This is a genomic window from Cellulophaga sp. F20128, assembly GCF_023015805.1.
Classification (GTDB): domain Bacteria; phylum Bacteroidota; class Bacteroidia; order Flavobacteriales; family Flavobacteriaceae; genus Cellulophaga.
The window spans coordinates 132839-156228 of record NZ_JALKBA010000005.1; the positions used below are offsets into that span (position 1 = coordinate 132839).

Here is a 23390-nt window from a genome sequence, read left to right on the forward strand (position 1 = left end):
ACTACTTTTTAGACCTATACCAAAACTCACTTCTTTTTAGTTGTGGGTTTTTTTATTGAAATTAAAAAAAGTAGACATGGCTGATTTCAAAACGGCAAACAAAAAAATAATAAACAAGGGAACCCTATTCTTGTCGCCCTTTTACACCTAAGTTTTTCTATCTTAGCAACTATGAATACAATAGACATTAGAACCGTAAATGTTGTTCAATATATTAAACCTTTGCGAGAAGGAGGCTCCCTACCTGCCATCGTAAAAGCTGATGATGACTATCTTTATGTTTTAAAATTTAGGGGTGCTGGTCAAGGAAAAAAAGCACTGATTGCAGAACTAATTGGTGGAGAATTAGCTCGCGCCATTGGACTAAAGGTGCCAGAATTGGTGTTCATGAATTTAGATGATTCTTTTAGCAAAACAGAACCCGATGAGGAAATTCAAGACCTACTTAAGTTTAGTGTAGGCCTAAATCTTGGGTTGCATTTTTTATCTAGTGCAATTACTTTTGACCCCCTAGTTAACCAAGTAGACCCTATTACTGCTTCTAAAATAGTCCTTTTAGATAGTGTAATTAGCAATATAGACCGTACTGCCAAAAATACCAATTTACTCCATTGGAACAAGGAGTTATGGGTTATAGACAATGGTGCTAGTTTTTATTTTCATCATAACTGGGGAACCTGGAGAAATCATCTGACACGAACATTTCCTTTAATAAAAGACCATGTTCTCCTAGAGCAAGCCACTAATTTAAACAAAGCTGCCCAGGAAATAGAACAAGCCATAGACGCCAATAAAATTAGTGAAATTATAGCATCCATTCCCGAAGACTGGCTGGTGCACGAATCCGATACCTTAACACCTTTAGAAATGAGATCCGCCTATATTGAATATTTAACGGTAAAAATTTCTGCTATTCATGGATTAGTAAAAGAAGCTGAAGATGCAAGATAAAGTCACATTTGAATATGCTATAATACGAGTTGTACCCAAGGTAGAACGTGAAGAATTCTTTAATGTTGGTGTCATTCTTTTTTCTAAACGAAAAAAATTCCTTGGTGTAAAATATGCTATCAACCCAAAAAAACTAGATGCTTTTGCTTCAGACCAAATAACGATTAACCTCTTAAATGCCTATTTAGAATCATGGGAATTAATTTGCAATGGGGAACCTGCTGGTGGCACCATTGGGAAGCTAGAATTGTCCGATAGATTCCGATGGCTCGCTGCATGTAGAAGTACGATTATTCAAAGTTCACAAACACATTCCGGCTTAACTGATGACCCGGAGAATGAATTAAATGCCATCTTTAAAAAATACGTGTTGTAGCTGTATTCAATTCTATTTTTTGTATTCTAATATTTTAAGTTTTAGAATCCTCTCCTTACTTCATAGACAATGGAGTACTGCTTTAGTTACAAAATTTATTTACCCAATTTATCTTCAACAGCACTTTAAAATCTAGTTGCTAATTTAAAAAACTCAAACAAAATTTAAGATTTCAGCTACTTTTTAAAAATTAAAAAATAATTACAAAAATTACCGAATAAATCATTCTACCTAAGTAATTGATTCCAAATTTATTACACACAATCTTTCCTAGCAAAAGAAGCCCATTTTAGTAATCCTGACTTTTATCATATAAAAGAAAGCCAATGATTTAGACCTTTGGCTAATCATTTATAATTAAAAAGTTATGAGGAATACAAACCCGAAAATGCCAACAAAAATGAGCTTATTTATACTGGCTTTATGTATAAGTAGTATATCTATGGCGCAACAATTTACAATTAGCAATTCATCATCAACGCTTACGATTGAAGGCACTTCTAGCCTACATGACTGGGAGGAGGTAGCAGAAATTTTTAAAGGAAGTATTCGTATTGATAAAGATACTGAATTCTTCATTAAAAAACTTGATGTCACTATACAAGCGGAAAGCTTAAAAAGTGGAAAACGTGCTATGGATAAAAACACCTATAAGGCGCTGAAAACTGACACCTATAAAACAATATCCTATACGCTAACTAGTGTTAAAAATTTAATAGATAATGGCAACGGAAATTATACGGCTGAGGTAAGCGGAAATTTAACTATTGCAGGTGTAAAAAAAGGAATCTCTATGAATCTAACATTAGCATTTATTAATAACGGTTTAAGTATTAAGGGGGAAAAGAAAATAAAAATGACCGATTACAATATTGAGCCTCCAAAAGCCCTTTTAGGCACCATAACTACAGGAGATGAAATAACAGTAAACTTTAATTTAAAATCATCCAATTTATAAATACTAAATAATTTAATAATATGAAAAAAGGAATTAACAAAGTAATGATAATGGGTTTGCTGCTCGTAGGTATCAATGGTATTGCACAAGACAGAAATTTAGACAATTTTAGACAACCAGACAAGGAAGGTATAAATGTTTTTGAATCTCCAAAAGATACCGCCAGTACTTTTGATGGAGTTAAAGTTAAAGTTGGAGGTTCTTTTGCGCTTCAATTTCAGGCATTAGATCATGAAAATTCTGGCGCTGAAAACCTAATAGAAATAGGAAACAATTTTAACCTTGCCACTGCAAATCTCGATTTAGATGTTGCTCTATACGATGGTGTAAGAATGCACCTTAGAACTTATTTATCATCGAGACACCATCCAGAACCTTATGTAAAAGGAGGTTATTTTCAAATTGAAAAATTGAACTTTATCAAAGAAGGATTTTTAGAAAATTTTATGCAGTATGCTACTATTAAAATAGGGCATATGGAAAATAATTATGGTGACGCCCACTTTAGAAGAAGTGACAATGCACAAACACTATACAATCCATTTGTTGGAAACTTAATTATGGATGCGTTCACTACAGAAGTAGGTGCAGAAGTTTATTATAGAAATAATGGATTAATAAGTATGATTGGTATTACCAATGGTAAATTAAACCAATCTGTTAGTAACCCAGAAGCAAGTGGAGCTTCATTTTTAGCGAAATTAGGATATGACAAACAACTAAATGATGACCTAAGAGTAAGAATTACTGGATCTATGTATAATACAGGACAAGTACCAAACTCTTATTTGTACGCGGCTGATAGAGCAGGATCTCGTTATTATTTAGTAATGGAAAACGAAACAGCAACTACATCTTCTAACTTTAGATCTGGTCGTTACAATCCTAATTTAAGAAACCAAATTAGTGCTATTATGTTTAATCCTTTTGTTAAATACAAAGGTCTAGAGTTTTTTGGGACATTAGAAACTGCTACAGGGAAAGCAGATACAGAAACAGATACTAGAACGGCTAACCAATTTGCCAGTGAATTAGTATATAGATTTGGAAGCAATGAAAATTTATACATCGGTGGGCGTTACAACAAAGTTAGTTCTGAAGAAGTAACTGGCGAAGAAATAGATATAACACGAGTTCAATTAGGAGCCGGTTGGTTTATGACAAAAAATATTCTTGCGAAATTAGAATATGTAAATCAAAAATATGATGGATATGGCGTTACAAGTATCCTAAATGAAGGTGAGTTTAACGGTATTATGTTTGAAGCTGCTATCAGTTTTTAATATCAAAAGTTAGTTAATAGAAGGGCAAGTACATAGAAATAAAAATTATTTTTCATGAACTTTCCCTTTTATTTATGAACAAACAAAATTGAATTCTTTATGTTTAGAAAATACGGGATTTACATATGTGCTATTATTGGATTTTCATTTGCTACTTCTGACAATCTAACAAATCTTAACATAACTATCCAAGACAATAGCCTACTTACCATTACTGGAACCACAAACATTAGTAATTTTAAATGTAACTTTAATACAGAACAAATAAACAATCCAATAGAAATTAATTATAGCCAAGAAAAAAACAAATTAATTTTTAACAAAACCGTATTACCCCTATATCACGGTTATTTTGATTGTGGAGGCCGAGGAATAAATAAGGACTTTAAATCACTCATTAAAGCTGCCCATCATCCTAAAATCACCTTGAGATTAAAGGAAGTACAGTACGCAAACACAATTGGCGAAACTAAGGCTACCATTTCAATAGAACTAGCAGGGGTTACCAACGACTACCAAACAGCTGTATTAATTAAGGAAGATGGCTATCTTTCAATTACTGGAAATTTAGAATTAGATATCAATGCCTTTGATTTGGAAGCACCAAAAAAAGCCATGGGCCTTATTGTAGTTAACAACATAATTAATATTAACTTTAAACTATTTATTCTAGCGCATTAGTGTTTTATGCCTTAAGAAAATTGCACCCAACTTCCATTTATGAGAATGAATCAAAGGGTCCAATTCAAGGAATTCCACAGCCGTTGCTATCTTCTACATTCAAGATACAAACCTTTTAAAGGGGGTTTTCAAAACCACATTATCAAAATGACATTTAATTCGTTATTTTTTTGTGAATTTAATTTTTAATAACCATTCCTTTTCTTATTTTGCATTACTAGACACACTCAATTCTTATGCAAGAAGTTACCAGATTATTTGATTTTCCATACCATCAACTTGAGAAATACAATTTAAAAAAATCTTTAGTTACTAAATACGATGGGGTTTGGACCGCTATTTCAACTCAAGAGTACATCGATAAAGCTAATATTATAAGCCGAGCTCTTTTGCAACTTGGAGTACAAAAAAATGATAAAATTGCTATCATTTCATCAACAAATAGAACGGAGTGGAATATTATGGACATCGGAATTCTACAAATTGGTGCTCAAAACGTACCTATTTATCCGACTATTTCCGAGGATGATTATGCCTATGTTTTAAATCATTCAGAAGCAAAATACTGTTTTGTATCTTGTTCCGAAGTTTTTGAAAAGGTAAACAAAATTAAAGATCAGGTTCCTTCCCTCCTTGCAGTTTATTCCTTTGATATCGTAGCGGCATGTGATAATTGGTCACAAGTATTAGAGCTAGGTAAAGATTCCTCTAAGCAGGTTGAAGTTGAAAAACTAAAAGCAAGTGTTAAACCCAGTGACCTAGCTACCCTTATATATACTTCTGGAACTACCGGAAAACCAAAAGGCGTAATGTTATCGCACAACAACTTAGTTAGTAATGCCCTAGGAAGTTTTAAACGAATACCTATAGAACTAGGCAACTCTAAGGCGTTAAGTTTTTTACCACTATGCCATGTTTATGAGCGCATGCTCATCTACCTATACCAATATTGTGGTACTAGCATACATTATGCTCCTATAGACCAAATTAGTGAATATGCACAGGAAGTCCAACCCGATGTAATGACTGCCGTACCAAGATTATTGGAAAAGGTGTACGACAAAATAATTACAAAAGGAACCGAATTAACGGGTATTAAGAAGAAATTATTCTTTTGGGCTGTTGATGTTGGTTTAAAATATGAACCTTATGGCGAAAATGGGTGGTGGTATGAGCAAAAATTAGCATTGGCTCGTAAATTAATTTTCAGCAAGTGGAAAGCTGCCTTAGGAGGCAGAATTGCCGTAATGGCCTCTGGTAGTGCCGCCCTACAACCCCGTTTAGCGCGTGTATTTAACGCTGCTGGTTTTGGAGTCATGGAAGGATATGGGCTAACAGAAACTTCGCCAGTAGTATCTGTAAATGATATGCGTAACCACGGATTTAAAATAGGAACTGTTGGCAAACCAATTGATTATACCGAAGTAAAAATAGCTGCAGATGGAGAAATCTGTGTCAAGGGTCCCCAAGTAATGATGGGTTATTTTAAAGACGATGTTAAAACGGCAGAAGTTATTGTGGATGGTTATTTTCACACCGGGGATATAGGAGAAATAGATGCCGAAGGTTTCTTAAAAATTACAGACCGTAAAAAAGAAATGTTCAAAACTTCTGGCGGTAAATATGTTGCCCCTCAATTATTAGAAAACAGATGCAAACAGTCTCGCTTTATAGATCAAGTTATGGTTATTGGTGAAGGAGAAAAAATGCCTGCGGCTTTTATTCAACCAGATTTTGGTTTTGTCAAAGATTGGGCAAAACGACATAATATCAGCTTAACAACTAATGAAGAAATGATCACCAATGATAAGGTAATTGCACGTTTTCAAGAAGAAGTAGATCTAGCGAATCAAAATTTTGCCAAATGGGAAAAAATAAAACAGTTTCGGTTAACTCCAGATACGTGGAGTATAGAAAATGGACATTTAACCCCAACGCTAAAACTTCGTAGAAAAATTGTAAAAGAAAAATACATTGCGCTTTACAATGATATTTATGGCCATTAATAGGATCTAAATAGGGTTTTAAGAATCCAACTAAGTCCTTTTCTAACTGCAATTTTATGCAACCAATACGGTATACAGTAATTTTTTAGTCCATTTATTATGCATGCATAATAAATTTTCCTATATTTGGTAACCTATTCAATTTAAATGAAGGAGATTACCATTGATTACGCATTAAGAGAAACCTGGCTTACAGTGGCTAAAATGTATAATGAGGAAGCCAAAGCACATAACAATACTATGGCTATGGGTTTTACATTATTAAGTATTGACCCAAAAACAGGCTCCCCTTCTACGGCATTAGGACCTAAAATGGGAATGGAAGCTACCAGCCTTTCTAGAATTTTAAAAAGCTTAGAAGCCAAAGGTTTCATATGTAGAAAACCTAATCCCAATGATGGTAGAGGCGTAATTATTCATTTAACCAAAGTAGGCTTAGAAAAAAGAACACTGTCTAAGGATGCCGTACTACAGTTTAATAATGTAATTAAAAATAACATATCAGAAGAAAAACTGACTCATTTTTTTGAAGTTACAGAAGCTATCAATACCCTTATTGGTAAAAAAAAGATTTTTGAAAAAAACTAAACTAATTAATAGTCACTTAGAAATGAACAAACATATTAAAAAAATAGCAGTAGTAGGATCTGGTATTATGGGAAGCGGTATTGCTTGCCACTTTGCTAATATTGGAGTAGAAGTTCTATTGTTAGATATTGTTCCTAGAGAATTAAATGATAAAGAAAAAGCAAAAGGATTAACGCTAGAGGACAAAGTAGTTAGAAATCGTTTGGTAAATGATGCCTTAGCGGCTTCTTTAAAATCTAAACCCTCCCCTATTTACAGTCAATCTTTTGCCAATCGCATTACTACAGGTAATTTAGAAGACGACATTGCCAAGGTTGCAGATGTAGATTGGATTATGGAAGTTGTTGTTGAAAGGCTAGATATAAAAAAACAAGTTTTTGAAAAACTTGAAAAATACCGGACACCGGGTACCTTAATTACCTCGAACACTTCAGGGATTCCTATTCATTTTATGAGTGAAGGTCGCTCTGATGATTTTCAGAAGCATTTCTGTGGAACCCACTTTTTTAACCCGGCACGTTACTTAAAATTATTTGAAATTATTCCTGGACCAAAAACAGATACTGCGGTATTGGATTTTTTAAACGGTTATGGGGAACAATTTTTAGGAAAAACATCGGTAATTGCAAAAGACACTCCTGCCTTTATCGGCAACCGTGTTGGTATTTTTAGTATTCAGAGTTTATTTCACGCTGTAAAAGATTTAGACTTAACTATAGAAGAAGTAGATAAATTATCTGGCCCCGTAATTGGACGACCAAAATCCGCAACCTTCCGTACGGTAGATGTTGTAGGTTTGGATACTTTGGTTCATGTTGCCAACGGCATTAGAGAAAACTGTCCTAATGACGAACGTATAGCGCTTTTTGAATTACCAGAATTCATCAATACTATGATGGACAACAAATGGTTAGGAAGCAAAACAGGCCAAGGATTTTATAAAAAAACAGTTTCTGCCGAAGGTAAAAAAGGAATTTTATCATTGGATTTGAATACCTTGGAATATCGCCCTGCAAAAAGAGCCAAATTTGCGACTTTAGAATTGACTAAAACCGTTGATAAGGTAGTAGATCGATTTAAAATATTAGTGAAAGGAAAAGATAAAGCAGGTGAATTTTACAGAAAAAGTTTCACCGCTTTATTTGCCTACGTATCCAATCGTATTCCTGAAATTTCAGATGAATTGTACAAGATTGATGATGCAATGAAGGCTGGATTTGGTTGGGAACACGGACCTTTTCAAATTTGGGATGCTATTGGTGTAGAAAAAGGAATTGAATTAATGAAAGCTGAAGGATTAGTGCCTGCCGCTTGGGTCACTGAAATGTTGGCATCAGGCAGTACCTCGTTCTATACCATAAAAGATGGTGCCTCCTATTTTTATGACATTCCTACTAAAAATCAAACAAAGATTCCAGGACAAGATGCATTTATCATCCTAGACAATATCAGAAAAACAAAAGAAGTATTTAAAAATTCGGGCGTTGTTGTAGAAGATTTAGGCGATGGTATCCTAAACTGTGAGTTCCAATCTAAAATGAACACCATTGGGGGTGATGTTTTAGCAGGATTAAATAAAGCCATTGATATGGCCGAAAAAGATTTTGCAGGTTTAGTTGTAGGTAACCAAGCAGCAAACTTTTCTGTTGGTGCTAACATAGGAATGATCTTTATGATGGCTGCAGAACAAGAGTATGATGAGCTTAATATGGCCATTAAATACTTCCAAGATACAATGATGCGCATGCGATATTCTGCGATTCCAACTATCTCTGCTCCTCACGGAATGGCTCTGGGTGGTGGCTGTGAGTTATCACTACACGCAGACAAAGTGGTTGCCGCTGCAGAAACCTATATGGGACTTGTAGAATTTGGCGTTGGCGTTATTCCTGGAGGTGGTGGTTCTAAAGAAATGGCTTTAAGAGCTTCTGATATGTTTAGCAAAGGTGATGTACAGCTCAATGTATTGCAAGAGCACTTCTTAACTATAGGAATGGCAAAAGTTTCTACATCGGCTTACGAAGCCTTTGATGTTAACCTTTTACAAAAAGGAAAAGATATTGTAGTGGTAAACAAAGATCGCCAGATAGCCGTTGCAAAACAACACGCTAAATTAATGGCAGATATAGGTTACACACAACCCGTTCGCAGGACAGATGTAAAAGTACTAGGAAAACAAGCCTTAGGAATGTTCCTTGTAGGTACAGACGCTATGGAAGACAGTAACTATATTAGTGAACACGATCATAAAATTGCCAATAAATTGGCCTACGTTATGGCTGGTGGGGATTTATCTGAACCTACCCTAGTTAGTGAACAATACCTATTGGATTTAGAGCGTGAGGCTTTCTTAAGTTTGTGTACAGAACGCAAAACCTTAGAACGAATTCAGCACATGTTAACCAAAGGGAAACCATTAAGAAACTAGAATAGAAAAGTGAACTAAAACGAGACTATTTAAAGACAGTTTTGAAAATCTTTTTTACCACTCCGTTTTCTTTGCTCACCCTTTCAAAATAAACAATATAACTATGAAGACCGCATATATAGTAAAAGCATATAGAACCGCAGTTGGCAAAGCACCAAAAGGCGTGTTCCGTTTTAAAAGAACAGATGAATTAGCCGCAGAAACAATTCAACACATGATGCGTGAGCTTCCTAATTTAGATAAAAAGCGTATTGACGACGTTATTGTTGGTAACGCAATGCCAGAAGGTGCACAAGGTTTGAATATGGCACGCTTTATTTCATTAATAGGGTTAGATAGTGTAGATGTTCCTGGTGTAACTGTAAATCGTTTTTGTGCTTCGGGAATTGAAACAATAGGGATTGCAACTGCTAAAATTCAAGCAGGAATGGCAGATTGTATCATTGCTGGTGGAGCAGAAAGTATGAGTAGTGTACCCATGACAGGTTTTAAACCAGAATTGAATTACGATACTGTAAAAGCAGGTCATGAAGATTACTATTGGGGCATGGGAAATACAGCTGAAGCCGTTGCAAAACAATTTAAAGTAACTCGTGAAGACCAAGATGAGTTTGCCTACAATTCACATATGAAAGCCTTAAAGGCGCAAGCAGAAAATCGTTTTCAAGATCAGATAGTACCAATAGACGTAGAACAGACTTATGTGGATGAAAACGGGAAAAAAGCAACAAAAAAATACACCGTTACCAAAGATGAAGGCCCACGTGCTGGAACGAGCAAGGAGGCATTGGCAAAATTACGTGCCGTATTTGCTGCAGGTGGTAGTGTAACTGCTGGTAACTCCTCTCAAATGAGTGATGGTGCTGCTTTTGTAATGATTATGAGTGAAGAAATGGTTAAAGAATTGAATCTTGAGCCTATTGCACGCTTGGTAAACTATGCCGCTGCTGGTGTAGAACCACGCATTATGGGTATTGGTCCAGTAAAGGCAATTCCAAAAGCATTAAAGCAAGCAGGTTTACAACAATCAGATTTAGAGTTAATAGAATTAAATGAAGCCTTTGCGTCACAATCCATAGCTGTAATTAGAGAGTTAGACCTAAATCCAGACCTTATCAACGTAAACGGTGGTGCCATTGCATTGGGTCATCCATTAGGTTGTACAGGCGCTAAGCTTTCTGTTCAGTTATTTGATGAAATGCGTAAACGTGATATGAAAGGAAAATACGGCGCTGTAACTATGTGCGTTGGTACCGGACAAGGTGCCTGTGGCATATTTGAGTTTCTCAATTAAACAAAGAAAAAATAATAACGATAATAATTTAAAAATACCCGAAGAAAAAATAGAAGAATTCCCAAGAATGACAATGGGATTTTAAAATAGTCTGAATTAAGTCTATGCTCTATTTTCTATCTTCTTTAATCTAAAAACAAATGGCAGATAAAGAAAAAGATATCCTACGCGGAGGTCAGTTCATCGTGAAAGAAACAAATTGCGAAGATGTGTTTACTCCTGAAGATTTTTCAGAAGAACAAACCATGATGAAAGAAGCTGTGATGGAATTTAACGATCGCGAAATTATTCCTTATAAAGCAAGGTTTGAAGCTAAGGATTATGCCTTAACAGAAGAAACCATGCGTAAAGCCGGTGCCCTTGGATTTTTAGGCGTAGCGGTGCCAGAAGCTTATGATGGTTTGGGTATGGGCTTTGTTTCCACGGTATTAACCTGTGACTATATTTCTAGTGGCACAGGGTCATTTAGTACTGCTTTTGGCGCACATACTGGTATTGGTACACTCCCCATTACACTTTATGGTACAGAAGAACAAAAGAAAAAATATGTTCCTCAATTGGCTACAGGTGAATGGTTTGGCGCGTATTGCTTAACAGAACCAGGAGCAGGTTCAGATGCCAATTCAGGGAAAACAACCGCAACCCTTTCTGAAGACGGAAAATCTTATAGAATTAACGGACAAAAAATGTGGATTTCCAACGCAGGTTTTTGTCGTTTAATGATTGTTTTTGCGCGAATTGAGAATGACAAAAACATTACTGGTTTTATTGTTGAATATGAAGGAGATAATCCAAATGGAATTACATTAGGTGAAGAAGAACACAAACTAGGGATTAGAGCCTCATCTACCCGTCAGGTATTTTTCAATGATACGGTGGTTCCTGCAGACAATATGCTGGCAGGTCGTGGTGAAGGTTTTAAAATTGCTATGAATGCACTAAACGTAGGGCGTATAAAATTAGCTGCTGCTTGTTTAGATTCTCAACGTAGAATTCTTACAACTGCTGTTAACTACGCTAACGAACGCAAACAGTTTAAAACACCTATTGCAGATTTTGGAGCAATAAAAACCAAATTAGCTGAAATGGCAGCCAATGCATATGCCGGCGAATCTGCAACCTATAGAGCTGCAAAAAACATTGAAGATAGAATAGAAATGAGAGTTGCTGCTGGCAACACACATCAAGAAGCTGAACTTAAGGGAGTTGAAGAATACGCCATTGAGTGTTCCATTTTAAAGGTAGCCGTTTCTGAAGATGTACAACATTGTGCAGATGAAGGAATTCAGATTTTTGGAGGTATGGGATTTTCGGAAGAAACCCCTATGGAAGCTGCTTGGAGAGACGCGCGTATTGCTCGTATTTATGAAGGCACCAATGAAATTAACCGCATGCTCTCTGTTGGTATGTTGGTTAAAAAAGCTATGAAGGGACATGTTGATTTATTAGGTCCCGCACAGGCCGTACAAGATGAATTAATGGGTATTCCATCTTTTGAAACACCAGATTATTCTGAATTATTTTCAGAAGAAAAAGAAATGATTAAGAAACTTAAAAAAACCTTCTTAATGGTTGCCGGTGGAGCTGTTCAAAAATACGGACAAAACCTGGAAGAGCATCAACAACTTCTAATTGCAGCAGCAGATATATTAATTGAAATTTATATGGCTGAATCTGCAATATTACGGACTGAAAAAAATGCCAAGCGTTTTGGTGAAGACAAGCAATCTGTACAAATTGCAATGGCAAAACTATACTTGTACCATGCCGTTGACATTATAGAAGAAAAAGGAAAAGAAAGTATTATTTCATTTGCTGAAGGTGATGAGCAACGAATGATGCTTATGGGGCTGAAACGCTTTACAAAATATACAAATTACCCCGACATTGTAGATTTACGGGTTGAAATTGCAGAAAAAGTGAAGGCAGAAAATAAATACTGTTTTTAGTAAAACAGTGAAAGAGTGACTAATTCAAATTAAAGCTGTTTACAGCAGAGTTTGGTAAGACCATCAACACCTTGTTGATGGTCTTTTTTTGTCCAAAACAAGTACATTTAAGGTGGCAAAAAAAATAGCTAGCAGTAGCTAATAAGTGGTAAACATCAAAAAGCCATTATATAACCAGTTATTAAATAACTAAAGCCTTGAAATTCATTTCAAGACTTTAGTATACTTCTACTATATTAGTATATAGTTCTATTCTCTCATAGATTCTAATATTTTTTCATCCTTATTTTTTGATGAAAAATTAATGGCACATTCTATCAGTGCTAAATGAGAATAGGCTTGTGGAAAATTCCCTAATAATCGTTTTGTTTTAAAGTCAATATCTTCACTAAACAATCCTAAATGGTTGCTATATGTAAGTAGTTTATCAAAATAAGCAAGGGCTTTTTCCTCTTCACCTATTTTAAACAAACTGTTTATAAACCAGAAAGTACAAATTGTAAAGGATGAGGATGGCAACCCAAAATCATCTTCATTTTTATAGCGGTATAACAAACCATCATTACACAAATTTTCTTCAATAGCTTTAACCGTAGCCACATATTTTGGGTGCTTTGCATGTATAAACCCATAAGATTCCATCAAAAGCACGGAGGCATCTAAGTAGGTAGAACCATAAGATTGTGTAAATGCATTTACAGAATCATTCCAAGCATTATCATAAATATCATTTCTAATCTCTTGCTCTATTTTGGTCCACTTGGCTACTTTATGAGATTTATCAAAAATTCTAGCTACTTTAATGGCTCTATCAATAGCAACCCAACAGAGTACCTTAGAAAAGGTAAAGTGGCGATCTTCAGTTCTAAATTCCCAAATCCCTTTATCCGCTTCTCTCCAGTGTTTGTCCACAATCCAAACAATTCCTTTGGTTATGCCCCATAATTCTTCTCCATTTTCTATGTCCGTTGAAAACTTCACCAGCTGTTCATAAATAACATCCATAAGAATACCATAAATGTCGTTTTGCTTTTGTTTATAGGCAGCATTACCCACACGAACGGGTTTAGAACCTCCGTAGCCATCCAAATGGTCTAAGGTTTTTTCTGTTAAGGTTTTCTCTTTATTGATACCATACATTATTTGTAGTTTTTCATCCTTGTCTGGTATGAGATCTATAATAAATTGTAAGTATCGTTTGGCTACATTTTTATGCCCCAATTCTGACATCACTTTAATAACCATTGATGCGTCCCTAATCCAACAAAAACGATAATCCCAATTTCTAACCTCACCTATGGTCTCTGGCAAAGATGTTGTTGCCGCTGCCAAAACTGCACCTGTTTTATCATAACTAAGTAATTTTAAGGTGATAGAACTCCTGTTTATTTCTTCATTATACAGTTTGTATTTTGGTGTTTTATTACTCCAATTTAGCCAATATACTTCGGTACTCTGCTGTATTCGATACATTTTAGGTGTTGATGGTAATAATATTTTTTCATTATAACCAAGTAAAAAATAACCATCTTCTTTTAATTCAATCTCTTTTCCATCTACAACAGCTTGTTTATCAAATGAAGTGTATAGAAAAACAGTATCAAATTTTTCTCCATGCGTTAAACTAATAATAAAATTATCCTTTATATATGTTTTTGTTTCCCCAGCTGCGTACTCTAATTTTGGATTATAAAGTACTTTAAATTTAGGTGTTCCAGAAATATGCTTGATATAACGTATAATTTCAGGAGGAGAATAATAAGACCCATTTTCTAATTTAAAACGGGGCATGAAGTCTCTAACTTCAAAAATATTATCATTTTCTTTATAGGTTGTTATCAAAATTGCAGTATCTTTTTTATATACTTGGCTAATAGTATAATCAGTAGAAGTACCTATTTCAAAACTACCACCTTTTTGCTCATCTAGTATTTTTGCAAAAATAGAAGAAGAATCAAAATCTGGTAAACAACTCCAATGTATTGCACCGTATTTAGAAATTAAGGCTGCGCTCTTACAATTTCCAATTATTCCGTAGTCTAAATTATTCATATCATAAATTTATATCTAAACATTACTATTTTGTAGGTTTTAATGCCGATTTTAACGAAATTTAGAGATATTTCTGTCAATTTCCACTAAAAAAAAGCATTTTATGAGTAAAACTATCATTATCTCAAATAGACTACCAGTACAATTAGAAATTCATAATAATGAAATAAAAACAACCCCTAGTGTTGGTGGATTGGCAACCGGCATGAAATCTGTTCACTCTGGAAGCAATGATTTATGGATTGGTTGGAGTGGTTTAGCTGATGAAGATATCCCCGCAGATCTAGAGAATGAGATAGATACTACCTTAAAAGGGTATGGTTGTGCCAAAGTAAAGCTAAACAATAACGAGGTAGATGGATTTTATTTTGGGTTTAGCAATAGGACAATTTGGCCCTTGTTTCATTATTTTTTAGAGTATTCTGAATTTGAACTTATAAACTGGGAAATATACAAGGCCGTAAATCAGAAGTTTGCAGATGAAATTATAAAAAAAGCGGACGATGATGATATTATTTGGGTACATGACTACCAATTAATGTTAGTACCGCAAATGGTTAAAGCGAAAAAACCCGATATATCTATTGGCTTCTTTTTACATATTCCTTTTCCGTCCTACGAGATATTTAGAACACTGCCGTGGCGTGAAGAAATTTTACAAGGCTTACTTGGATCTGACCTAATCGGTTTCCATACCTATGACTATGAACGGCATTTTTTAAGTTCTGTAAGACGTTTACTTCACTTAGACGTGAGTTTTAATGATGTTCATATCGAGAATAGAATTGTTAAGGTAGACTCATTCCCTATGGGGATAGATTACAAGAAGTTTAGTGAAGCTGGTAAAGCAAATTCACTAAACACAATAGAAAATCAGTCAGAGTTTCAACAACGATTAAACGCACATAAAGAATCTACGCAAAATGCCAAACTAATTTTATCTATAGATCGATTAGACTATTCCAAAGGAATTGCAAAAAGGTTAAATGCGTTTGAATACTTCTTAAATAAGCACCCCGAATACAAAGAAAAGGTTCGGTTGATAATTTTAGCAGTACCATCTAGGTCTAATGTACCGCAATACCAGTTATTAAAAAAAGAAGTAGATGAGTTGGTGGGTAGAATCAATGGCGAATTTTCAACTGTAAACTGGACACCAATTTGGTATTTTTATAGATCTATGCCATTTGAAAATTTAATTGATTTATATACGTCTTGTGACATAGCCTGGTTAACTCCTATTCGCGATGGTATGAATCTTGTTGCCAAAGAATACATTGCCGCTAGAACAGATAAAACAGGAGTTTTAATCTTAAGTGAAATGGCTGGCTCTGCCAATGAAATGAATGAATCCTTACTCGTTAATCCTAATAATTTTGAACAAACGGTAGCTGCTTTACAACAAGCAATAAATATGCCATTAGAAGAACAACAAGAGCGCAATGATATTTTACAAAAAAGACTAGAGCGGTACAACGTTGAAAAATGGGCTAACGATTTTGTTAACTCTTTAAAACAACAAAGAGAAAATAGCAACACCTATGTGTCTAGAAAATTTTCGAAAGAACTTTTAGCTGCCGTACAAAAAAACTATACGACAGCTAAAAAGAGGTTGCTATTTATAGATTATGATGGCACTTTAGCTGCCTTTAAAAACGATCCACAAAAGGCTAGTCCAGATGAAGAATTATACATCTTATTAGACAAAATATCTTCGCAGTCCAATACAGACATGTACTTAATAAGTGGTAGAGATAAAGAAACATTTACCAAATGGTTTTTGCACAAAAAATACAATATGATTGTAGAACATGGGGTATGGATATCGCAAGCAGGAGAAGCATTTAGAATGTTAGAAAACGTAAAGAAGGATTGGATGGAAAAAATACATCCTGTTTTAGAATCTTTTGTAGATAGAACACCAGGGAGCTTTATAGAAGAAAAAAATTATTCTTTAGCCTGGCATTACCGAAAAACAGATCCAGATTTTGGTAACAAAAGAGCAACAGAGCTAAATACAGTATTAACCAGTTTAATAGCTAATGATGATTTAAGTGTACTTAACGGTAATAAAGTAGTGGAAATTAAGAGTAGTAACGTGAACAAAGGGAGAGCTGCAATGCGTGTGTATAATGATGACGCATACGACTTTGTCTTTGCTATTGGAGATGATTGGACAGACGAGTTTATGTTTCAAGAATTACCAGAAAGTGCTATAACTGTAAAAGTTGGACTCCAAAAAACACAAGCAAAATATTATGTCGACGGTACAAATGATGTTCGGAAACTCTTAAAACGTTTTATAGACTAATTTTTAGCGGATTGGATTACTTTTGAATTACAAACGAAACCCTTTACAAAGCAGCTTGACAAAGAAATCCAATATTTTACCACTACTTATAATATCGCAATTTGCTTGTACTTCTTTATGGTTTGCTGGCAATGCCATCATAGATGATTTAGCTTTTAAAATAGGTCTAGGAGATAGTATAATAGGTTTTGTTTTGTCATCTGTGCAATTGGGTTTTATTCTTGGTACTCTGATATTTGCAGTATTAATGATTGCAGATCGTTTTTCGCCTTCCAAAGTATTTGCTATTTGTGCTCTTTTTGCTGCGCTTTGTAATTTTAGCTTACTTGCTGATTCAATAAACAAATGGCATTTGTTAACTGCGCGGTTTGGTACTGGTTTTTTCTTAGCAGGCATATACCCAGTAGGAATGAAAATAGCTTCAGATTATTACAAAAACGGACTTGGTAATGCTTTAGGTTATTTGGTTGGCGCCCTTGTTTTAGGGACCGCATTTCCTTTCTTAATAAGTGGTTTAGGCTGGGGAAGCAACTATCAAACGATACTACAAACAACATCCATTTTATCACTTTTAGGTGGTTTAGTTGTTCTATTATTTGTACCTAATGGCCCATTTAGAAAACAAAGTTCCAAACTAAAACTAATAGCTGGCATACAATTATTTAAAAACCCAATTTTTTCTAAAGCAGCTTTGGGATATTTTGGCCATATGTGGGAGCTATATGCCTTTTGGGCCTTTACACCATTAGCAATAAAAACTATAAATAACATTCAAAACTCAAGCTATTCTGTACCAATATATACATTTATAATTATTGCTTTAGGGGCCCTATCTTGTGTACTTGGTGGTTATTTTTCTAAAAAATATGGAAGTTACAAAGTGGCTGTTATAGCCTTGTTTATCTCAGGTATGTGTTGCTTTATATCACCATTATTATTTCAATTACCCCCAATTTTATTTTTTATCGGTTGGTGTCTTTGGGGAATGGCAGTAACGGCAGATTCTCCACAGTTTTCTAGTCTTATTGCTCAAGCTGCGCCAATAGAACTAAAAGGAACAGCTTTAACTATAGTCAATTCCTTAGGTTTTGCCATTAGCATTTTTAGTATTCAGCTTTTATCAACCCTATCAACAAAGATACATACTCCATTAATTTTCTTACTTTTAGGTATTGGACCTTTTATTGGTTTATATGCCTTATTAAAAAAAGAAAAACGTTATAACTCACAAATAAAAAATTCTAAAACATGACACTTCAAAAATTATCCTTGTTATTGTTTTTGATTGGCACTACCTTCCTTAATGCACAAACTAATTCAAAAATTTACGACATTATATACGCTGTTTCTGAAGAACGTATTAAGAATGATGTAACTACCTTAGTTAGTTTTGGAACAAGAAATACATTTAGTGATACTACTTCCAAAACAAGAGGAATTGGTGCTGCTCGACGATGGATTAAATCAGAATTTGAAACTATTTCTAAAGCATGTGACAATTGCTTATCGGTTTTTTATCAAAAAGATTTGGTGACCAAAGAAGGGAATAAGCGGGTACCCCATGATGCCTATGTGGTTAACGTAGTTGCCATACAAAAAGGCACAAAATACCCTAATAGATATATTATTATGAGTGGAGATATAGATTCTCGTGCCAGTGACACAATGGACTTTACTACAGATGCCCCAGGAGCTAATGATAATGCCAGCGGGATGGCAGGTACTATTGAAGCAGCCCGTGTATTATCTAACTATACTTTTGAAAACAGTATTGTTTATGTAGGACTCTCTGGTGAAGAACAAGGATTATTTGGCGGTGCAGGTTTAGCCTCCTATGCTAAGGATAACAACTGGGAAATTATTGGCATTCTAAACAATGATATGATTGGCAATATTAAGGGGGTCGATGGAATAATTAGCAATACCGATTTTCGAATATTTTCTGAACCTGTTCCGGCCAATGAAACGGAATCACAAAGAAAAGCAAGGCGTTTTTATGGTGGAGAAGTTGATGGTATTTCTCGCCAACTAGCGCGTTATACCCATAAAACAGTAAAAAACTATATGCCAACAATGAACCCCATGATGATCTACAGATTAGATCGTTTTGGAAGAGGTGGGCACCATAGGCCTTTTAATGATTTGGGTTTTGCTGGAATTAGAATAATGGAAGCCCACGAAAATTACACCCAACAACATCAAGATATTAGAATGGAAAATGGTATTGCCTATGGCGATGTTATAGAACACGTTAATTTTGAATACGCCAAAAAACTTACAGCTGTAAATGCCATAACAATGGCGAGCTTGGCTTGGGCGCCACCGGCACCAAAAACTGTAAAAATTGGGGGTATTGTAGCACCTTCCGCAAAATTTGAATGGGATGCAGTGGATGGAGCCGTTGGTTATAAAATTTACTGGAGAGACACAACTTCTCCCACTTGGGACAATAGTAGGTATGTTGGTAATGTAACTCAGCACACTTTAGAAGGCATCGTAATTGACAATTATTTTTTTGGTGTTGCCGCTGTTGGAAAAAATGGATTTGAAAGCGTTGTTGTTTTTCCTAATCAGATAATAAGATAATGAAAAATATATTTATTCTTGCACTTAGCTTTTTGTTGTTTTCCTGTAAAGGTGCCAAAAAAGAGAATTCTGTTACAGCTAAACGTCCTAACATTTTATTCTGTATCGCCGACGATTGGGGATGGCCTCACGCAGGAGTATACGGTGATAAAACGGTGAAAACTCCAGCATTTGATCGCTTGGCAAACGAAGGCGTTCTTTTTCAAAATGCATTTATTTCAAGTCCGTCGTGCACACCCAGTAGAAGTGCAATTCTTACGGGACAGCATTTTTGGCGATTAGGCGAAGGCGCCAATCTATGGTCTACCTTAGATGTTAACATTCCTGTGTACCCATTACTTCTAGAAAAATATGGTTATCATACTGGTCATTGGCGTAAGGCCTGGGGTCCTGGAGATTTAAAAAAAGGAGGGTACTCAAAGACTAATCCTGCTGGAAAAAACTATAACAAAGGATTAAAATCTTTTTTAGATACAAAACCAACGGATGCTCCATTTTGCTTTTGGCTAGGCTCTAGTGATCCGCATAGGCCCTATGAAAAAGGTAGTGGAATGGCGTCAGGCATTAATATTGATGCAATTAAATTGCCCGATTTCTACCCAGATGATAGTTGTATAAGGTCTGATATAGCTGATTATTATTTTGAAGTACAGCGTTTTGATGCCGATGTATACAATGCAATTAAATTGCTTGAAGAGCGCGGTGAGCTTGAGAATACTATTATAGTTATGACTGGTGATCACGGTATGCCATTTCCGCGTTGCAAGGGTAATTTATACGATTGGGGAAGCCGTGTACCTCTCGCAATTCGATGGGGTGCAAAAGTTCCAAAAAACAGAATCGTAAATGATTTTGTATCGTTAACCGATTTAGCTGTTACATTTTTGGAAGCTGCTCAAATAGCTATCCCAAAAGAAATGACAGGAAAATCTTTATTACCTATTTTACAATCTAACAAGCAAGGTTGGATAGAAAATCAAAGAAAACAAGTTGTTTATGGAAGGGAACGGCATACACCAGCTCAATTAGCCCCTTCTTTAAACGGATATCCCAGTAGAGCAATACGAACCAAGAGATTTTTGTATATCAAAAATTTAAAACCTGAAAGATGGCCTGCAGGTGTTATGGAAGGTGCTACACATCCAATGTCTAGCTTTAGTGACGCTGATAATGGTGCAACTAAAACAGTACTAATGAATTTAAAGAATACCGAAGCATCAAAATACTACGACCTTAGTTTTGCGAAAAGGCCAGCAGATGAACTGTATGATGTTGTAAGAGACCCGTTTCAAATTAAAAATCTAGCAGAAGACCCTCAATACAAGACTACAATCAAAAAACTATCAAAAGAATTATACGAAGTTTTGAGAAAAACTAAAGATCCACGAATTACTGATACTGGTTCAGAATTTGATAGGTATCCATACAATGCACCTTACAAATTAAAAGAATAATTATAAGTTACATTTTATAAAATTGAATATTTTTTTATAGACTCAGAATTAAGAACAATTTGTTTTAGGTGTTTATTAATTTATTTTTCTGAAGCCACAGTAATAAAGTTCTGTTTTTATTAACTATTTGATGTGTCCGTTTTATTATATTTGCCGGATTAAAAAATAACACCTATGAAATACATTACGCTTATTCTTGCCTTTACTCTAGTTTTATCTTGTAGTAATGATAAAGAAGTAGATTATACTGTAAAAAACGAAGAAGCCATTCAAAAATACTTAAATGAAAACAACCTAACCTCCCAAAAGAGTGTTACTGGTCTGCATTATATCATAACCGAAGAAGGTTCTGGAGAACATCCAACAACAACATCTAATGTTACGATAGCCTACAAAGGCTATTTTACAAACGGACAAGTTTTTGATCAAAGTAGTGCGGAAGGAATTACACATAATTTACAACAATTTATTAGTGGGTGGACAGAAGGTATTACCTATTTTAAAGAAGGTGGCAGTGGTGTACTTTTGGTGCCAGCAAGTTTGGGCTATGGCAACTATGACTACAATACCATCCCTGGTGGCTCTGTACTTATTTTTGATATCACCCTTATTTCAGTGAATTAAAAGTTTATACTTCTTATTGATACAGCAAATAGCCATTAAAAATTAGTTTTTAATGGCTATTTGATTTTTTAAATATCAAATAAAAATTGAATCAAAGTCAAAATATACCATATTGTTCTTGTTCTAAATTATTATATTTCCCGATCAATTAGAAGAGGAACACATGCGTCTTAATACCAAACAAACTATGAGAAAATTAATTTTGCTACTTATGTTTTTAGTTAGCATTGCAAATACTGCACAAACATTTACCGAACAAGATTCCTTACGTGGTAGTATTACCCCAGAACGAGCTTGGTGGGATTTAAACTACTATCATTTGGATATTACCGTAAATCCTGATGAAAAATATATTTCTGGAAAAAACACAATAAGGTATACCGTTTTGGATGAAAACCAGGTATTACAAGTGGACTTACAACCTCCTTTAAAAATTGAAAAAATAACACAAGACGGTAAAAAACTAAAATTTGTTTCAAAAACAAATGCTCATTTCGTTACCCTAAAAAAGAAACAACAAAAGGGCAATGTTAATGAAATAGTAGTGTATTATTCAGGGCATCCTAAGGAAGCCATAAATGCCCCCTGGGATGGTGGTTTTTCTTGGAAAAAAGATGAAAATGGGGAACATTTTATAGCCACATCATGTCAAGGCTTAGGGGCTAGCGTTTGGTGGCCAAACAAAGACCATATGTATGATGAAGTGGATAGTATGCGGATCAGTGTTACCAATCCCAAAGGACTCTCTAACATCTCTAATGGAAAATTAGAGAAAATTGTAGAAAACGCAAAAACCGTAACCTCGCATTGGGTGGTAAAAAACCCAATTAACAATTATGGCGTTAATATTAACATTGGTGATTATGTTCATTTTTCTGAAGTCTATGAAGGGGAAAATGGCCCTTTAGATATGGATTACTATGTACTTAAAGACAACTTAGAAAAAGCCAAAATTCATTTTAAAGATGCTCCAAAAATGATGGAGGCTTTTGAACATTGGTTTGGCCCCTACCCTTTTTATGAAGATGGTTTTAAACTCGTTGAAGTCCCCTATTTAGGAATGGAGCACCAAAGTTCAGTAACTTATGGTAACAAATATAAAAAAGGATATTTAGGGCGAGATACATCTGGATCTGGCTGGGGATTAAAATTTGATTTTATAATAATACATGAATCTGGACACGAATGGTTTGCCAACAATATTACCTATAAAGATGTTGCTGATATGTGGGTACATGAAGGATTTACCGCCTATTCTGAAAATATATTTGTGGACTATTTTTATGGGAAAGAAGCCGCTGAAGATTATGTTATTGGTACACGTAAAAACATACAGAACAAAACTCCTATAATTGGTTTTTATGACGTAAACAAAGAAGGCTCAGGCGATATGTACACCAAAGGTGCTAATATGCTACACACCATTAGACAATTGGTAGACAACGATGAAAAATGGCGAAAAATATTACGAGGCCTCAACAAGGAATTTTACCATCAGACCGTAACCACAAAACAAATTGAAGACTATGTGAGTGCTCAATCTGGAAGAGATTTATCTATGATATTTGATCAGTATCTTAGGGATTATCGTTTGCCTATCCTTGAATACAAAATAACAGCTAACAATCTAGCGTACAGATATGTATCTGTTATTGATAGCTTTAAAATGCCCATTAAGGTAGTGATTAATGAAAAAGAGCAGTGGATATTTCCTTCCCAAGAATGGAAAACAACAGCAGCACCAACGAATATAACAACGGTAGTTTTTGACAGAAACTTTTATATTCATACCAAACAACTCTAATAATAAAAAAATCCGCTCAAAGACAGAGCGGATTTTTATGGTTTA

17 protein-coding genes are annotated in these 23390 nt (G+C 34.9%); 16 read left to right on the forward strand and 1 reads right to left on the reverse strand.

Going from position 1 to position 23390, the window contains the following annotated elements; genetic code table 11:
• Positions 1–171: 171 nt before the first annotated feature.
• The 10 genes from MWU65_RS07150 to MWU65_RS07195 all read left to right on the forward strand — a co-directional run bounded on the left by MWU65_RS07150 (position 172) and on the right by MWU65_RS07195 (position 12514).
• Positions 172–951 carry a HipA family kinase gene (locus MWU65_RS07150; RefSeq protein WP_247076510.1) on the forward strand — a complete coding sequence of 260 codons (780 nt, stop codon included), beginning with the start codon at positions 172–174 and terminating at the stop codon, positions 949–951.
• Complete coding sequence (locus tag MWU65_RS07155) at positions 941–1327, forward strand: DUF3037 domain-containing protein (protein ID WP_247076511.1); 387 nt, start codon at positions 941–943, stop codon at positions 1325–1327. Before MWU65_RS07150 ends, MWU65_RS07155 begins: the two co-directional genes overlap by 11 nt.
• A 367-nt stretch (positions 1328–1694) precedes the next feature.
• Complete coding sequence (locus MWU65_RS07160) at positions 1695–2285, forward strand: YceI family protein (protein WP_247076512.1); 591 nt, start codon at positions 1695–1697, stop codon at positions 2283–2285.
• A 20-nt stretch (positions 2286–2305) separates the two neighbouring features.
• The gene (locus MWU65_RS07165; protein WP_247076513.1) at positions 2306–3568 is read left to right on the forward strand and encodes a hypothetical protein; all 1263 of its coding nucleotides are present in this window, start codon (positions 2306–2308) and stop codon (positions 3566–3568) included.
• Between the two features lie 99 nt (positions 3569–3667).
• Positions 3668–4249 (forward strand): YceI family protein, encoded by a 582-nt coding sequence (locus MWU65_RS07170; protein WP_247076514.1) that lies wholly within the window; start codon positions 3668–3670, stop codon positions 4247–4249.
• 236 nt (positions 4250–4485) lie between these two features.
• Positions 4486–6255, forward strand: a complete 1770-nt coding sequence (locus MWU65_RS07175) for an AMP-dependent synthetase/ligase (RefSeq protein ID WP_247076515.1) — start codon at positions 4486–4488, stop codon at positions 6253–6255.
• Between the two features lie 147 nt (positions 6256–6402).
• Positions 6403–6843 (forward strand): MarR family transcriptional regulator, encoded by a 441-nt coding sequence (locus tag MWU65_RS07180; protein ID WP_247076516.1) that lies wholly within the window; start codon positions 6403–6405, stop codon positions 6841–6843.
• A 22-nt stretch (positions 6844–6865) separates the two neighbouring features.
• On the forward strand, positions 6866–9271 hold the full coding sequence (locus MWU65_RS07185) for a 3-hydroxyacyl-CoA dehydrogenase/enoyl-CoA hydratase family protein (protein ID WP_247076655.1): 2406 nt from the start codon (positions 6866–6868) through the stop codon (positions 9269–9271).
• 103 nt (positions 9272–9374) lie between these two features.
• Positions 9375–10565, forward strand: coding sequence for an acetyl-CoA C-acyltransferase (locus tag MWU65_RS07190; RefSeq protein ID WP_247076517.1), 1191 nt, complete (start codon positions 9375–9377; stop codon positions 10563–10565).
• Positions 10566–10705: 140 nt separating this feature from the next.
• Positions 10706–12514 (forward strand): acyl-CoA dehydrogenase family protein, encoded by a 1809-nt coding sequence (locus MWU65_RS07195; RefSeq protein WP_247076518.1) that lies wholly within the window; start codon positions 10706–10708, stop codon positions 12512–12514.
• A 249-nt stretch (positions 12515–12763) separates the two neighbouring features.
• On the opposite strand, the gene MWU65_RS07200 is transcribed toward MWU65_RS07195, so the two are convergent.
• Positions 12764–14566 carry a glycoside hydrolase family 15 protein gene (locus tag MWU65_RS07200; protein WP_247076519.1) on the reverse strand — a complete coding sequence of 601 codons (1803 nt, stop codon included), beginning with the start codon at positions 14564–14566 and terminating at the stop codon, positions 12764–12766.
• Positions 14567–14669: 103 nt separating this feature from the next.
• Here MWU65_RS07200 and MWU65_RS07205 point away from each other — a divergent pair, with 103 nt between their 5' ends.
• The 6 genes from MWU65_RS07205 (at position 14670) to MWU65_RS07230 (ending at position 23345) form a co-directional block, all read left to right on the forward strand.
• The gene (locus tag MWU65_RS07205) at positions 14670–16877 is read left to right on the forward strand and encodes a bifunctional alpha,alpha-trehalose-phosphate synthase (UDP-forming)/trehalose-phosphatase (RefSeq protein WP_247076520.1); all 2208 of its coding nucleotides are present in this window, start codon (positions 14670–14672) and stop codon (positions 16875–16877) included.
• Positions 16878–16932: 55 nt separating this feature from the next.
• Positions 16933–18129 (forward strand): MFS transporter, encoded by a 1197-nt coding sequence (locus tag MWU65_RS07210; RefSeq protein WP_247076521.1) that lies wholly within the window; start codon positions 16933–16935, stop codon positions 18127–18129.
• Entirely contained in the window at positions 18126–19463 is a 1338-nt protein-coding gene (locus tag MWU65_RS07215; protein ID WP_247076522.1) for a M28 family peptidase, read from the forward strand. The genes MWU65_RS07210 and MWU65_RS07215 overlap by 4 nt, the downstream gene beginning before the upstream one ends.
• On the forward strand, positions 19463–20917 hold the full coding sequence (locus MWU65_RS07220; protein WP_247076523.1) for a sulfatase: 1455 nt from the start codon (positions 19463–19465) through the stop codon (positions 20915–20917). Before MWU65_RS07215 ends, MWU65_RS07220 begins: the two co-directional genes overlap by 1 nt.
• A 174-nt stretch (positions 20918–21091) precedes the next feature.
• Positions 21092–21541: an FKBP-type peptidyl-prolyl cis-trans isomerase gene (locus MWU65_RS07225; RefSeq protein ID WP_247076524.1), complete on the forward strand. Its 450-nt coding sequence runs from the start codon at positions 21092–21094 to the stop codon at positions 21539–21541.
• 187 nt (positions 21542–21728) lie between these two features.
• Positions 21729–23345: a M1 family metallopeptidase gene (locus tag MWU65_RS07230; protein WP_247076525.1), complete on the forward strand. Its 1617-nt coding sequence runs from the start codon at positions 21729–21731 to the stop codon at positions 23343–23345.
• The last annotated feature ends 45 nt before the right edge of the window (positions 23346–23390 follow it).